The organism is Bacillus badius NBRC 15713, assembly GCF_001591605.1.
Taxonomy (GTDB): Bacteria; Bacillota; Bacilli; order Bacillales; family Domibacillaceae; genus Pseudobacillus; species Pseudobacillus badius.
This window is the reverse complement of record NZ_BCVF01000004.1, coordinates 1-14,211: the sequence shown is the minus strand read 5'-3', so window position 1 is coordinate 14,211 and position 14,211 is coordinate 1. Positions and strand designations below refer to the sequence as shown.

16 protein-coding genes are annotated in these 14,211 nt (G+C 45.3%); all 16 read left to right on the top strand.

The genetic code is table 11. The features are described from left to right. Window position 1 precedes the first annotated feature (1 nt). The 16 genes from fabD to ylqF all read left to right on the top strand — a co-directional run bounded on the left by fabD (window position 2) and on the right by ylqF (window position 14,028). Window positions 2-949: an ACP S-malonyltransferase gene (fabD, locus tag BBA02S_RS03020; RefSeq protein ID WP_041113100.1), complete on the top strand. Its 948-nt coding sequence runs from the start codon at window positions 2-4 to the stop codon at window positions 947-949. Continuing rightward, complete coding sequence (gene fabG / locus BBA02S_RS03015; RefSeq protein ID WP_041099924.1) at window positions 946-1,689, top strand: 3-oxoacyl-[acyl-carrier-protein] reductase; 744 nt, start codon at window positions 946-948, stop codon at window positions 1,687-1,689. Before fabD ends, fabG begins: the two co-directional genes overlap by 4 nt. Window positions 1,690-1,860: 171 nt before the next feature. Beyond that, window positions 1,861-2,094, top strand: a complete 234-nt coding sequence (gene acpP, locus BBA02S_RS03010; RefSeq protein ID WP_041100323.1) for an acyl carrier protein — start codon at window positions 1,861-1,863, stop codon at window positions 2,092-2,094. A 120-nt stretch (window positions 2,095-2,214) separates the two neighbouring features. Next, on the top strand, window positions 2,215-2,955 hold the full coding sequence (gene rnc / locus BBA02S_RS03005) for a ribonuclease III (RefSeq protein WP_041113101.1): 741 nt from the start codon (window positions 2,215-2,217) through the stop codon (window positions 2,953-2,955). 18 nt (window positions 2,956-2,973) lie between these two features. Continuing rightward, on the top strand, window positions 2,974-6,540 hold the full coding sequence (gene smc, locus BBA02S_RS03000; protein WP_041113102.1) for a chromosome segregation protein SMC: 3,567 nt from the start codon (window positions 2,974-2,976) through the stop codon (window positions 6,538-6,540). An 80-nt stretch (window positions 6,541-6,620) separates the two neighbouring features. Then, window positions 6,621-7,628 carry a signal recognition particle-docking protein FtsY gene (gene ftsY / locus BBA02S_RS02995; RefSeq protein WP_041113103.1) on the top strand — a complete coding sequence of 336 codons (1,008 nt, stop codon included), beginning with the start codon at window positions 6,621-6,623 and terminating at the stop codon, window positions 7,626-7,628. A gap of 221 nt (window positions 7,629-7,849) precedes the next feature. After that, window positions 7,850-8,164, top strand: a complete 315-nt coding sequence (locus BBA02S_RS02990) for a putative DNA-binding protein (protein WP_041099932.1) — start codon at window positions 7,850-7,852, stop codon at window positions 8,162-8,164. Window positions 8,165-8,175: 11 nt separating this feature from the next. Further along, window positions 8,176-9,525: a signal recognition particle protein gene (ffh, locus tag BBA02S_RS02985; RefSeq protein ID WP_041113104.1), complete on the top strand. Its 1,350-nt coding sequence runs from the start codon at window positions 8,176-8,178 to the stop codon at window positions 9,523-9,525. A gap of 164 nt (window positions 9,526-9,689) precedes the next feature. Then, the gene (gene rpsP / locus BBA02S_RS02980) at window positions 9,690-9,962 is read left to right on the top strand and encodes a 30S ribosomal protein S16 (RefSeq protein ID WP_041099936.1); all 273 of its coding nucleotides are present in this window, start codon (window positions 9,690-9,692) and stop codon (window positions 9,960-9,962) included. Between the two features lie 5 nt (window positions 9,963-9,967). Beyond that, window positions 9,968-10,201 carry a KH domain-containing protein gene (locus BBA02S_RS02975; protein ID WP_041099938.1) on the top strand — a complete coding sequence of 78 codons (234 nt, stop codon included), beginning with the start codon at window positions 9,968-9,970 and terminating at the stop codon, window positions 10,199-10,201. A 147-nt stretch (window positions 10,202-10,348) separates the two neighbouring features. Continuing rightward, on the top strand, window positions 10,349-10,729 hold the full coding sequence (locus BBA02S_RS02970; RefSeq protein WP_041100325.1) for a YlqD family protein: 381 nt from the start codon (window positions 10,349-10,351) through the stop codon (window positions 10,727-10,729). A 13-nt stretch (window positions 10,730-10,742) separates the two neighbouring features. Then, the gene (gene rimM / locus BBA02S_RS02965; protein ID WP_041099940.1) at window positions 10,743-11,261 is read left to right on the top strand and encodes a ribosome maturation factor RimM; all 519 of its coding nucleotides are present in this window, start codon (window positions 10,743-10,745) and stop codon (window positions 11,259-11,261) included. Further along, window positions 11,261-12,004 (top strand): tRNA (guanosine(37)-N1)-methyltransferase TrmD, encoded by a 744-nt coding sequence (gene trmD, locus BBA02S_RS02960; RefSeq protein WP_041100327.1) that lies wholly within the window; start codon window positions 11,261-11,263, stop codon window positions 12,002-12,004. Before rimM ends, trmD begins: the two co-directional genes overlap by 1 nt. A gap of 125 nt (window positions 12,005-12,129) precedes the next feature. Then, window positions 12,130-12,474, top strand: a complete 345-nt coding sequence (gene rplS / locus BBA02S_RS02955) for a 50S ribosomal protein L19 (protein ID WP_041099942.1) — start codon at window positions 12,130-12,132, stop codon at window positions 12,472-12,474. Window positions 12,475-12,598: 124 nt separating this feature from the next. Beyond that, window positions 12,599-13,135 (top strand): signal peptidase I, encoded by a 537-nt coding sequence (gene lepB, locus BBA02S_RS02950; RefSeq protein ID WP_041099944.1) that lies wholly within the window; start codon window positions 12,599-12,601, stop codon window positions 13,133-13,135. A 35-nt stretch (window positions 13,136-13,170) separates the two neighbouring features. Continuing rightward, entirely contained in the window at window positions 13,171-14,028 is an 858-nt protein-coding gene (gene ylqF, locus BBA02S_RS02945) for a ribosome biogenesis GTPase YlqF (RefSeq protein WP_041099946.1), read from the top strand. Window positions 14,029-14,211: the final 183 nt, after the last annotated feature.

The following is a 14,211-nucleotide window of genomic DNA, read 5'->3' as shown; positions in this document are numbered from 1 at the left end:
AGTGGGAAAAATCGCCTTTGTTTTTCCGGGACAAGGATCACAAGCAGTTGGAATGGGGAAAGCTCTTGCAGATGAGTATCAAGAGGTTCGGGAGTTGTTTGAAGCAGCGGACCAAAAGCTGGGCTTTTCATTAAGTGATCTTATGTTCAATGGTCCAGAAGAAAAGCTGACTTTAACTATGCATGCGCAGCCGGCTATTTTGGCGGCGAGCATAGCTGCATTAAGAATTTTTGAAAAGGAAGGCATCACACCGGACTTTGTTGCCGGCCACAGCTTAGGGGAGTATACAGCTTTGGCAGCGGCTAAAGCGCTGACGTTTGAAGATGCGGTTTATGCCGTTCACAAGCGCGGCCAATTTATGGAGCAGGCCGTGCCTGCCGGTGAAGGAACGATGGCGGCTGTGCTTGGAATGGAGCGGAGCCTTTTGCAAGAGGTCACAGCTGAAGTCACAGCATCCGGGGAAACAGTCGGCCTTGCCAACTTAAATTGCCCGGGGCAAATTGTCATTTCAGGGACAAAAAATGGAGTGGCATTAGCTGGTGAGCGAGCGAAGGAAAAAGGAGCGAAACGGGTGCTGCCGTTAAATGTGAGCGGTCCTTTTCATTCTTCCTTGATGAAGCCGGCGACCGAGCAGCTGGAAACGGTGCTGAACGGAGTCGAAGTGAAAGATTGTGAAACACCGCTGATTGCCAATGTCGATGCGAAACCGGTAGTGAAAGCGGAAGATATCCGTGCGAAGCTGCTTCAGCAGCTGTATTCTCCTGTTCTTTGGGAAGACAGCGTCGAGGCGCTTATTGAAGCAGGCGTTGATACCTTTATTGAAATTGGTCCCGGGAAAGTGCTGTCAGGACTTATCAAAAAAGTAAATCGGAAAGTAACAACTTACGCTGTGCAAGATGGAGCGTCCATCCAAGAAGCAGCGAAAGCATTAAAGGAGGCAGCCCAATGAAATTAGAAGGAAAAGCCGCTCTAGTAACAGGCGCATCCCGCGGAATCGGGCGCGAAATTGCTCTGGAGCTCGCTCGTGCAGGAGCAGATGTAGCCGTTAACTATTCTGGAAGCGAAGCAAAAGCAAATGAAGTAGTCGAGGAGATCAAAGCGCTTGGCCGCAAAGCAGTAGCCATCCAGTGCAACGTTGCCGACAGTGATTCGGTGGCAGAAATGGTCAAGCAAACAACAGAAGCATTCGGCAAGGTCGATATTCTTATCAACAACGCCGGCATTACCCGCGATAACCTATTAATGCGCATGAAAGAGCAAGAGTGGGACGATGTTATCAATACCAACTTGAAAGGCGTCTTTCTGTGCACAAAAGCGGTTACCCGGCCGATGATGAAGCAGCGGAGCGGCCGGATTATTAATGTCGCTTCTATCGTCGGTGTCAGCGGAAATCCGGGGCAGGCCAACTATACCGCTGCTAAAGCCGGTGTCATTGGTTTAACAAAAACGACAGCGAAAGAGCTCGCTTCCCGCGGCATTACTGTAAATGCTATAGCGCCGGGCTTTATCGCGACAGATATGACAGATGCGTTGCCGGAAGAAGCAAAATCAGCTATGCTTGGCCAAATTCCGCTTGGCTATTTCGGCGATCCGGCAGACATTGCCAAAGCGGCAGTGTTTTTGGCATCGGAAGACTCTAAATACATTACTGGCCAAACGCTTCACATCGACGGCGGCATGGTCATGTAAGGTGAAAAGCGAAAGTCGCTCTTTGACTTTCTCGCTTGCGGATGATTTGCCCGCGAGCTGCTAGTGCCAGGAGCTGGACAATAAAGAAAGCGAATGGCGCTTGATAAGCAGAAAATTTATTTTATCTTTACCGAAAATCGTCTATAATGACTTGAGGGGAGGTGAATGAGTGTGGCAGATGTATTAGAGCGTGTAACGAAAATTATCGTAGATCGTCTTGGAGTAGAGGAATCCCAAGTAACTCTTGAAGCTTCTTTTAAGGAAGATCTTGGAGCGGATTCTTTGGACGTAGTTGAGCTTGTAATGGAATTAGAAGATGAGTTCGACATGGAAATCTCTGACGATGATGCAGAAAAAATCGCAACAGTGGGCGACGCTGTGAATTACATAAACAGCAAAAATTAATCGTTCGAAGAATACAAGCTCCGTTCCTGGAACGGAGCTTTCTTCTTTTGCGATTTTTTTCAATTTCGACTACACTGTGTGTGGTGGATGCAAATTAGTTTAATTACCGGAGGAAATCCAATGAAAAAACCACATAGAGACTCTAAAAGGCCTTTATCGAGAAGAGAGCAGCAGTTTCAGCAGCTGCAGGAAAACTTAGGTATTCATTTTCATGATGAGAATTTATTAAAGCATGCCTTTACCCATTCATCCTATGTGAATGAGCATCGGAAAAAACCATACGAGGACAATGAAAGACTTGAATTTTTAGGGGATGCGGTGCTTGAGTTAACCGTTTCTCACTACTTGTTCAAAAAATACCCATTAATGTCGGAGGGGGATTTAACAAAGCTGCGAGCTGCGGTGGTTTGCGAGCCGTCTCTTGTCACCTTCGCTAATGAGTTGAACTTTGGCAAATATGTGCTTCTCGGAAAAGGAGAAGAAATGACTGGCGGACGCATGAGACCAGCCCTTTTGGCAGATGTATTTGAAGCGTTCATGGGCGCCTTATTTTTGGACCAAGGAATGGATACAGTCCTCAGTTTCTTGAAAGAGATTATTTTTCCTCGAATTGATTCCGGTGCTTTTTCTCATATGATGGATTATAAGAGCCAGCTGCAGGAACTGGTGCAGCGCCAAACGAAAGGGCTGCTTGAATATAAAATTTTACAAGAGAAAGGCCCGGCGCACAGTAAAGAATTTGTTTCTCAAGTTTCGTTGAATGGAGAGGTACTGGGAAACGGGCAAGGCAAGTCCAAAAAAGAAGCCGAGCAGCTGGCCGCTCAAAAGGCTTTGGCAGCTTTGAAACAACTTACAGAGTAGAAGGCAGGGGAAAGGAACATGTTCCTGAAAAAACTGGAAATTGCCGGGTTTAAATCGTTTGCGGAGCGCGTGTCTGTTGAATTTGTCGATGGCGTGACAGCTGTAGTCGGTCCGAATGGCTCGGGGAAAAGCAACATTACTGACGGCATACGCTGGGTGCTGGGAGAGCAATCGGCAAAGAGTTTGCGCGGCGGTAAAATGGAAGATGTCATTTTTGCCGGCAGTGACAGCCGCAAGCAGCTGAATGTTGCTGAGGTGACGCTCACCTTAAATAACGAAGCCCAGACCCTTCCTATTGAATATAATGAAGTCAATGTCACAAGAAGGGTCTATCGTTCCGGAGACAGTGAATATTTTATCAATAAGAGACCTTGCCGTTTGAAGGACATCGTCGATTTATTTATGGATTCAGGACTTGGCAAGGAAGCGTTTTCGATTATCGGCCAGGGCAAAGTAGAAGAAATATTAAACAGCAAGCCGGAAGAGCGCCGGGCAATTTTTGAAGAGGCAGCAGGTGTCTTAAAATATAAAACCCGCAAAAAGAAGGCAGAAAAAAAGCTTGATGAAACCCAGGAAAACTTGTTGCGCGTCCAGGATATACTGCATGAGCTGGAAGGGCAGATCGAACCATTGCAGATGCAAGCCTCTATTGCAAGGGACTATCTCGATAAAAAAGAAGAAATGACAAGCTATGACATTGCAGCCATCGTATATGAAATTGACGAGCTGCATGGCCAGTGGGAAAAGTTAAAGTCGAGTCATGGCGAGCATGCAGAACAGGAATCTGTACTTTTTGCCAATTTGCAGAAGAAAGAAGCAACAGCGGAGGAATTGCGGACAGAGATCACGGCTCTTGATGAGTCAGTGAACGATTTGCAAGGGGTGCTGCTCGCTGCCAGCGAGGAGCTGGAAAAGCTGGAAGGCCGCAAGCAGGTGCTTCAGGAACGAAGAAAGAACGCGATTCAAAATGAAGGCCAGCTTGCTGACAACCTAGCGGAGACTAAAGAGAAAATCAAGCAGCTTTCCATCCAAGCTGAGCAACTAAAAGAGAAAGTGGAAGCGGATCGGCGGGAAGAAGCTGAATGTAGGAAGCGATTGTCTAAACAACAACAGGAAATGCAGCAGCTTTCTAAAAATCTGGAAGCAGAAATTGAGTCGTTAAAATCTGACTATATTGATAAGCTGAATATACAGGCATCTGCCAAGAACGAGCGACAGCACGTTATACAGCAGCTTGAACAATTGACACGCAGAAAAGAGCGGCTCGATGCGGAAAACAAGAAGTATTTGGCGGAACGGCAGGAAATAGAAGCTAAAAAGTCCGCCATTGAAGCCGCCCTCGCCTCTGAGCAAGAGCGCGTAACGGCTCATTTAGATGGTTTGCACCGGGAGCAGCAGCTTCTCGAAGCAATGAAAGCGAAATACGAGAAGCAGGAATCCAGTCTTTATCAAGCCTATCAAATTCTTCAAGATGCCAAATCGCGCAAGGAGATGCTTGAATCTTTGGAAGAGGACTATTCCGGCTTTTTCCAAGGGGTCAAAGAAATTTTGAAGGCGAGAGGTCGGCAGCTTTCAGGCATTGAAGGGGCCGTCGCGGAAATGATTGATGTGCCAAAAGAATATGAAACGGCGATTGAGGTAGCTCTTGGCAGCAGCATGCAGCACATTATCACTGCTGATGAGCGCGCTGCCCGCGAAGCGATTGGCTTTTTAAAGAAGCACCGATTTGGCCGGGCAACATTTTTGCCGCTAACGTCCATAAAAGAAAAAGTATTTCCGGCCGCTCTTATTGCACAGCTTGAAAATGACGGCCGCTTTATCGGAATTGCTGCTGACTTGATCCGTTTTCCTAGCACCTACCGACCGGCGATCACGAACCTTCTCGGCCATACGGTAATCGCCGCCCATCTTGAAGGTGCCAACGAATTGGCCAAGCTGCTCAATTACCGTTACCGGATCGTCACGCTCGATGGTGATGTGGTGAACCCTGGGGGCTCTATGACAGGAGGAGCCTTAAAGCAAAAAGGCGCTTCGTTGATCAGCCGTAAAAATGAGCTGGAAACGCTAAAAGCCAAGCTTGCTCCTATGGAGGAAAAGACGGCGGCGGCTGAGCGTGAAGTGAAAAAACTAAAGGGAAATATCCTTTCTAAAGAAGCGCTTCTGAAAGAGATGAGGAACGAAACGGAAGCAATCCGGGCAAAAGAGCAGGAATGTAAAAACGAACAGCTGGAGTGGCAATTTGCTTATCAAACGATCAACAGCCGCCTGTCGATTTATGATACAGAAAAGCAAGAGTTTGAAGCCGAACAGCAGCGGCTGCAGCAGCTTTTGGAAAAAGCGGAAACCCAGCTAGCCGAGAGCGGGCAGGAAATTGAAGCTCTCGATGCGCAAATTAAGAAATTAACCGAGCAAAGGGCGCATGAAAGCACCTTGAAAGAAACAATCGCTCAAGCAATCAGTGAGTTGAATTCCAAGCTTGCAGTTAAAAATGAACAGCTGATGTCAGGGAACGAGCGTCTCGAGCAAGTTCTTGCCGAACTGGCTGCCTCCGAACAAAAGTATAAACAGTGGAATGAGGATTTAAATTGGCTGAAAACAGAAATGTCAGCAAGCGGACAAGGCGAGGAAGAAATTGACGAAGCTGCCCGCAAAAAACGGCAGGATAAAGAAGAAATCACCAAGCTGATCGCGATGCGCAGAAATGAACGAATGGACAAGCTAAGCCGTCTGGAGGCCGAGGACAAAGAGCTGAAAGAATTGAGAAGACTTCATAAAGCAATGAGTGAAGCTGTTCAGGATGAAGAAGTCAAAATCAACCGTCTTGATGTAGAGCTTGATAATCGGCTGGAGCAGTTAAATAAAGAATATGCGCTCACATACGAAGCAGCCAAAGAAAAATATCCGCTGCCATTTCCGATTGAGGAAGTCCGGAAAAAGCTCCATCTGATTAAACTGTCTATTAAAGAATTAGGCAGCGTCAATCTAGGAGCTATTGAAGAGTACGAACGAGTATCGGAGCGATATACCTTTTTGGAGGAGCAGCGGGCTGATTTGCAGGAAGCGAAAGATACATTATCTCAGGTCATCGAGGAAATGGATGAGGAGATGACGAAAAGGTTTAAGGAAACCTTTCAATCAGTCAGCACACAATTTCTCCCGGTTTTCCAATCATTATTCGGAGGAGGAAGGGCAGAATTGCGCTTAACCGACCCGGAGCATTTGCTAAGCACAGGAGTTGAGATCGTTGCCCAGCCTCCCGGCAAGAAGCTGCAAAGTCTAAGTCTTTTGTCCGGAGGAGAGCGGGCATTAACAGCTATCGCCCTTTTGTTTGCAATTTTGAAAGTGCGCCCTGTGCCGTTTTGTGTGCTCGATGAAGTAGAGGCGGCTTTAGATGAAGCCAACGTATTCCGCTTTAGCCGCTATTTAAAGCAATTTAGCAAGGATACACAATTTATTGTTATTACTCATAGAAAAGGAACGATGGAGGAAGCTGACGCGCTCTATGGCATTACGATGCAGGAATCAGGCGTGTCAAGACTTGTATCCGTCACAATGGATCAAAAAACAGAAGCACCTGTTTCATAGGCTTAAAAGTCAGCGGGCGGCCGTTTGCCAAAGCCGCCGCTATTTGGCTTGTCAAATTCGTAAATAGAGGAGGAAAGCAGATGAGCTTTTTTAAGAAATTAAAAGAAAAATTAACGACTTCTACCGATCAAGCGGCAGAAAAATTCAAAACAGGATTAACTAAAACACGTGATAACTTTTCAAGCAAAGTAAATGATCTCGTCGCGCGCTATCGCAAAATTGACGAGGATTTTTTTGAAGAGCTGGAAGAAATTCTGATTGGCGCCGATGTTGGCTTTGACACGGTGATGGATCTGATTGAACAATTAAAACATGAAGTGAAGCGCCGCAATACGAAGGACCCGGCAGAAGTCCGCGACATCATTACAGAAAAGCTCGTGGCTATTTACCAAAATGGCGAGGAAACGCCGAATGAGCTGAACATACAAGAAGAGGGACTGACAGTTATTCTTTTTGTAGGTGTCAACGGCGTAGGAAAAACTACAACAATCGGCAAGCTTGCTCATAAATTCAAATCAGAAGGCAAAACTGTGCTGCTGGCTGCCGGTGATACTTTCCGGGCCGGAGCGATTGAGCAGCTCGAGGTTTGGGGAGAGCGCACAGGAGTAGATGTCATTAAGCAAGGGGAAGGGTCAGACCCAGCCGCAGTCATGTATGATGCTGTGCGGGCAGCAAAGTCACGGAATGCCGATATTTTGTTATGTGATACAGCCGGTCGTCTTCAAAACAAAGTGAATTTAATGAAGGAACTCGAAAAAGTAAAGCGAGTCATTGAAAGAGAAGTGCCGGGGGCGCCGCATGAAGTGTTAATCGTTCTTGATGCAACGACAGGACAAAATGCGATGGTCCAGGCAAAAACTTTTAAGGAAGCAACAGACGTAAGCGGCATTGTGCTGACAAAGCTTGACGGAACGGCAAAGGGCGGCATTGTGCTGGCTATTCGCAAAGAACTTGAAATTCCTGTCAAGTTTGTCGGTTTAGGAGAAAAAATGGATGATCTTCAGCAATTTGATGCCGAGAAATATGTGTATGGTTTATTTTCAACAGCATTTGAAGAAACAGAGCAGGATTCGGAAGAAGAAGAATAAGCTGGTTTTCAGCAAGAAGCAGAGGCCTGCCATGTCCATCAGTTAGTGGATGCTTTATGGCTAGCCCAACTTATTATTGGGTGGTGCAAGAACGTTTACCTGCAGTCATGAAGGCCGCCCTTTGCTTTTCTTAGCCGTAAAGATATTTTCTTGACATCAGTGGGGAAAGTCGGTAGACTGTTTTTATGTAAAGGGTTTTAACTTAACAAGGGGGGCTGTTCATGCTTGAAAAAACAACAAGAATGAATTTTCTGTACGATTTTTATCATTCTTTGTTAACGGATAAGCAGCGCAGTTATATGTCCCTTTATTACCTTGATGATTTCTCTCTCGGTGAAATTGCGGAAGAGTATGAAGTAAGCCGCCAAGCGGTATATGACAATATTAAGCGTACCGAAGCAATGCTCGAGGAGTACGAAAGCAAATTATTGTTATTTAAAAAATTTCAAGAGCGCAGCCGTTTGCTGAAGCAGTTAAAGACATTTGTTTCAGATGACGGTCTGTCAATTATTGAATCGCTTGAGAAATTAGATTAGGAGGCGGCAAGATGGCATTTGAAGGATTAGCCGACCGACTGCAAAATACGATGCAAAAAATCCGCGGCAAAGGAAAAGTCACAGAGGCGGATGTCAAAGAAATGATGAGAGAAGTGCGCCTTGCCCTGCTTGAGGCAGACGTTAACTTTAAAGTCGTCAAAAACTTTGTCAAGAAAGTCAGCGAACGCTCTGTCGGCCAGGAAGTAATGAAAAGCTTAACGCCCGGACAGCAAGTCATTAAAGTGGTTAAAGAAGAATTGACTGAGCTGATGGGCGGCGAGCAAAGCCAGATTGCGGTAGCCAAGCGGTCGCCAACAGTGATTATGATGGTCGGTCTGCAAGGGGCCGGTAAAACGACAACAACCGGCAAGCTGGCTAATTTGCTGCGCAAGCGCTACAACCGCAAGCCATTGCTTGTAGCAGCGGACATTTACCGACCGGCCGCTATTAAGCAGTTGGAAACACTCGGTAAACAATTGAATATGCCTGTTTTTTCATTAGGCGATCAAGTCAGCCCTGTGGAAATTGCCAAGCAGGCAATCGAACAGGCAAAAGCTGATCATCACGACTATGTTTTGATTGATACAGCCGGTCGTCTGCATGTTGACGAGGACTTGATGGGCGAATTAAAGGACATCAAAGAACTGACTAACCCTGATGAGATCTTCCTTGTAGTAGATGCAATGACTGGTCAGGATGCAGTCAATGTGGCCCAGAGCTTTAATGATCAGCTCGGCGTAACAGGTGTCATTTTAACGAAGCTTGATGGTGATACGCGCGGAGGGGCTGCTTTATCGATCCGTGCAGTTACCGAGAAGCCGATTAAGTTTGCGGGGATGGGGGAGAAGCTGGATGCTCTCGAACCTTTCCATCCAGAACGAATGGCTTCCCGAATTCTGGGCATGGGTGACGTGTTGACGCTGATTGAAAAGGCGCAAACGAACGTGGATTCGGAAAAAGCAAAAGAGCTTGAGCAAAAAATGCGGACGATGTCTTTTACATTCGACGATTTTCTTGAGCAGCTTGGGCAAGTCCGTTCAATGGGACCGCTGGATGAGATTATAAAAATGCTTCCTGGCGCCAATAAAATTAAGGGCTTAAATAACGTTCAAGTAGATGAAAAGCAAATTTCCCATATCGAAGCGATCATCCAATCGATGACCAGCGAGGAAAAGCAGCATCCGGAAATCATCAGTTCCGGCCGCAAAAAGCGGATTGCGAAAGGAAGCGGAACATCCATTCAAGAAGTGAACCGTCTTCTGAAGCAATTTGAAGAAATGAAGAAAATGATGAAGCAGATGTCCGGCATGCAGCAAAAAGGCAAGAAAAAAGGAATGCCATTCAAATTTCCGTTTATGTAAGGAAAGCGAAAACAGCTGTTCAAGCGTGCCAGGCCAATGCTGAATCATAAAAAACCGGCTCTTTATCGGGGCTGAATAAAATGTAAAGAAAAAAACCTTTACAAACAACCTTGTTATTTGTTATTATTCTATCTTGTGTAAAACTATTCGGAGGTGCTTTAAAAATGGCAGTAAAAATTCGTTTAAAACGCATGGGTTCTAAAAGAGCTCCATTCTATCGTATTGTAGTAGCAGATTCTCGTTCTCCACGTGATGGACGTCAAATTGAAACAGTCGGAACATACAATCCGATCTCTCAACCAGCAGAGGTAAAAATCGATGAAGAGCTAGCACTAAAATGGCTCCAAAATGGTGCGAAACCATCTGATACAGTACGCAACCTTTTCTCTAAACAAGGCATTATGGAAAAATTCCACAACGCTAAAGTTAGCAAATAAGAGAAATGGAAGAGCTAATCTTAGCAATTGTTAAACCACTTGTCGACCATCCGGAGCAAGTCATCATAGAAGAGAAAACAGAAGGAAGCAAAGCAATTTACCGGTTATCTCTTCACCCAGATGATATCGGAAAAGTTATCGGTAAGCACGGCCGCATTGCTAAGGCGGTTAGAACCATTGCAACAGCAGCAGCAAACGCTGCTCACCAAAAAAAAGTGTATGTAGAAATAGCCGAATAGGGAGGGATAACCTCCCTTTTTTCATATAAATTTTTAACAACGAAAGCGAAGCTGGCTGGAGGGGGCTGTAACCTTCTAGCCAAGATGATTGATGTCTCTAGTTCCCAAGGAGGCAGGGAGATCTGGCATAGAAAGGAAGGCGGAGGCATGCAAGTTTTGCGGACGGTAGTGGTTAAGCAAGTATTAACAGAAACGTTGAAACAATCACTGCTTTCATCTTATCAGGATAAAAAAAGCCAGCTGGAAAAAGAATATGAACAATTGCGCTTTGAATTAAAGAAGACGGAAAGGCAGCAAAAAGGCAGCCGCCAGCAGAAAGCCGGCTTTTTTCAAAAAGAGATGGAACAGCGCAGGCAAAAGATAGAAAATATTGATTTTCAAAAAAGCCAGCTTGAGATGCTTCCCCTTGGCAGTGAATTAAAAGAAAAAGAAGTACAGGCGCTCATTGATGTTCAAGTCGGTGATCGCTGGGAAGAAACCGAAAAGACAATCGTCATTAAAGATGGCATTGTTGTTGAGATTCGTTAGAGGTGAACCAAGAATGGAAAAATGGTTTAATGTCGGAAAGATTGTAAATACACATGGAATCCGCGGTGAGGTAAGAGTGATTTCAAGAACGGATTTTCCTGATGAACGGTATAAAACAGGAAATGTCCTCTATCTGTTTATGCCTGGTGAAACAGAAGAGAAACCTTTGGTCATCACATCACACCGTAAACATAAGTCATTTGATTTGCTTACATTTGAAGGATTCGAAGGGTTAAACATGGTCGAGCCGTTTAAAGGCGGACTGTTGAAAATAAAAGAATCCCAGCTAGGCGAATTGAATGAAGGAGAATACTACTTTCATGAAATCATTGGCTGTGTTGTGAAGACGGTGGATGAAGAAGAAATCGGCAAAGTAACGGAAATTCTCACGCCTGGCGCGAATGACGTATGGGTCGTGAAAGGGAAAGATGGGAAAGACTGCTATATCCCATACATTGAGCAAATCGTGAAAAAAGTGGATGTCAAAGAAAAGCAAATTTTTATTGAACCGATGGAAGGATTATTATCATGATGAAGATTGATATTCTTTCTCTTTTTCCAGAAATGTTTGATGGGGTTCTTCATTCCTCGATATTAAAAAAAGCCGCTGAAAAAGGAAAAGTCGAATACAATGTCATCAATTTTCGGGAGTTTTCTGACAGCAAGCATAAAACAGTGGATGATTATCCTTATGGAGGCGGGGCCGGCATGGTATTAAAGCCGCAGCCGGTTTTTGATGCGGTCGAACAGGCGAAAGCGTCATCCGCTTCTTCCCATCCCCGTGTAATTTTAATGTGCCCGCAAGGAGAGCGCTATTCGCAGAAAAAAGCCGAAGAGCTGGCAGCGGAGGAGCACCTTATTTTCATTTGCGGACATTATGAAGGCTACGATGAAAGGATTCGTGAGCAGCTTGTAACCGATGAAATTTCAATCGGTGATTTCGTGCTGACCGGCGGAGAACTGGCGGCTATGGTCGTGACTGATAGTGTCGTCCGCCTTTTGCCGGATGTGCTTGGCAATGAAGAATCCCCTGTCCTGGATTCTTTTTCTTCCGGTCTTCTTGAGCATCCCCACTACACTAGACCTGCTGAATTCCGCGGTTTGAAGGTGCCGGATGTACTTCTTTCCGGGAACCATCGATTCATTGAAGAATGGAGAAACAAAGAGTCATTAAAACGGACGTGGGAGCGTCGTCCGGATCTGTTAGAAGACTATCCGTTATCTAACCAGCAGAAAGCCTGGTTAGAAGAGTGGAAAAAAGAAAGAGATTCTTGATTTGCTGGTTCAAATATGATAGAATTTTTTAGTGGTTTGTGACAACAGTCCAAGCCCATTAAAACGGTGTTCCGCTGTGACTCAAAAAAGTTGTATTGAGCATCTGTTAGAAGGAGAGGAATAATATGCACAAATTAATTGAAGAACTTACTAAGGAACAACTTCGCACAGATCTTCCGGCATTCCGTCCTGGAGATACAGTACGTGTACACGTAAAAGTTGTTGAGGGTACACGCGAGCGTATCCAGGTTTTTGAAGGGGTTGTTATCAAGCGTCGCGGCGGCGGAATCAGCGAAACATTCACAGTTCGCAAAATTTCTTACGGCGTAGGCGTTGAACGTACGTTCCCGCTTCACACACCTAAGATTGAAAAAATCGAAGTTACTCGCCGTGGTAAAGTTCGTCGTGCTAAATTGTACTACTTGCGTAACCTTCGCGGTAAAGCAGCTCGTATTAAAGAAATTCGATAATAATAGGCATTTTCGTGAGAGGAGCTTGGAAACAAGCTCCTTTTTCAAATGAAAGAGCCCTTTCTTTCCTCAATAGCGCCCAAGATGATATGATAATTACATAATAAATTAGGTGGTGACGAATTTGGCAAAGGAAAAAAACGAATTCTGGGAGTGGACAAAAGCTTTTTTAATCGCAATCGGGCTGGCTGCAATTATTCGTTATTTTATTATTGCGCCGATTGTCGTAGACGGAGAGTCAATGATGCCGACATTAAATGACGGTGACTGGATGATTGTCAATAAGTTAGGACAACCTGAACGGTTTGATATTATTGTTTTTCATGCACCGGAACATAAAGACTATATTAAGCGTGTTATCGGCCTTCCTGGCGATAAAATAGAATATAAAGATGATAAGCTGTACGTTAATGGAAAGTACTATAAAGAGCCTTACTTAGACGAGTATAAAGAGCAAGAGCCTGGACCGCTTACTCCTGACTTTACCTTAAAAGATATTACAGGGGAAGAAACAGTGCCTGAAGGCGAAGTTTTTGTGTTAGGGGATAACCGCCTGTACAGTAAAGACAGCCGCCACATTGGCACGGTTAAAATGGATGAAGTAGTTGGCGACACCAGCCTTGTTTTTTGGCCGCTAAACAAACTGCGCCTCGTCGATTAACATAGTAGTATTTTGACAGAACAGAGGTGAAGACTGTGACAATTCAATGGTTTCCCGGCCATATGGCCAAAGCAAGGAGACAAGTAACAGAAAAGCTGAAGCTTGTTGATATTATCTTTGAATTAGTGGATGCCCGCCTGCCGGTTTCTTCGCGCAATCCGATGATTGATGAAATTATTCAACAGAAGCCGCGGCTGGTGCTTTTAAATAAAGCCGATATGGCAGACCCCTCAGTAACCAGTCGCTGGCTGGCTTACTTTAAAGACAAGGGGATTCCGGCTTTAGCGATTAATTCGCATGCAGGGAATGGTCTTGCCGCTATTAATAAAGCGGCCAAGGAGATCCTGAAGGACAAATTCGACCGCATGAAAACCAGAGGGATCAAGCCAAGAGCCATCCGGGCAATGATTGTCGGCATCCCAAATGTAGGGAAGTCTACGCTAATCAACCGGCTCGCTAAAAAAAATATTGCTAAGACCGGCAATATGCCTGGCGTGACGAAAGCCCAGCAATGGATTAAAGCGGGAAAAGAAATGGAACTTCTGGACACGCCGGGTATCCTATGGCCAAAATTTGAAGATGAAGAGACGGGCTTTAAGCTGGCTCTTACCGGAGCGATCAAAGATGCGATTCTTAATTTACAGGATGTAGCCGTTTTTGCTCTGCGCTTTTTGGAAGTCCACTATCCAGACCGCCTAAAGGAGCGCTACCAGCTTGATGACATCCCGGAGGATGTGGTCGATCTTTTTAATCATATTGGAAAGCTGCGCGGCTGCTATGCCGGGCGCAGCGAAATTGACTACGACAAAACCACAGATATGATTATCCGCGATATTCGCGGAGAAAAGCTTGGAAAGCTGACTTTCGACTTTCCGGAAGACCAGCTTTTATAACGCTTGTATGTTAGGAGACAGGCGAACATTCGCCGCCAGTCTGACCACAAGAAAGCAGATAGTATGTACACGTGAAAGACCCTTTTGTCAGGGCCTTTCAGACTGCGGACAAACTCAATGAAAATTGAAGTTTGTCCGCAGTTTTTTTTTATTTTGGTCATGGATGGGGCCTGTTGCTTTCCA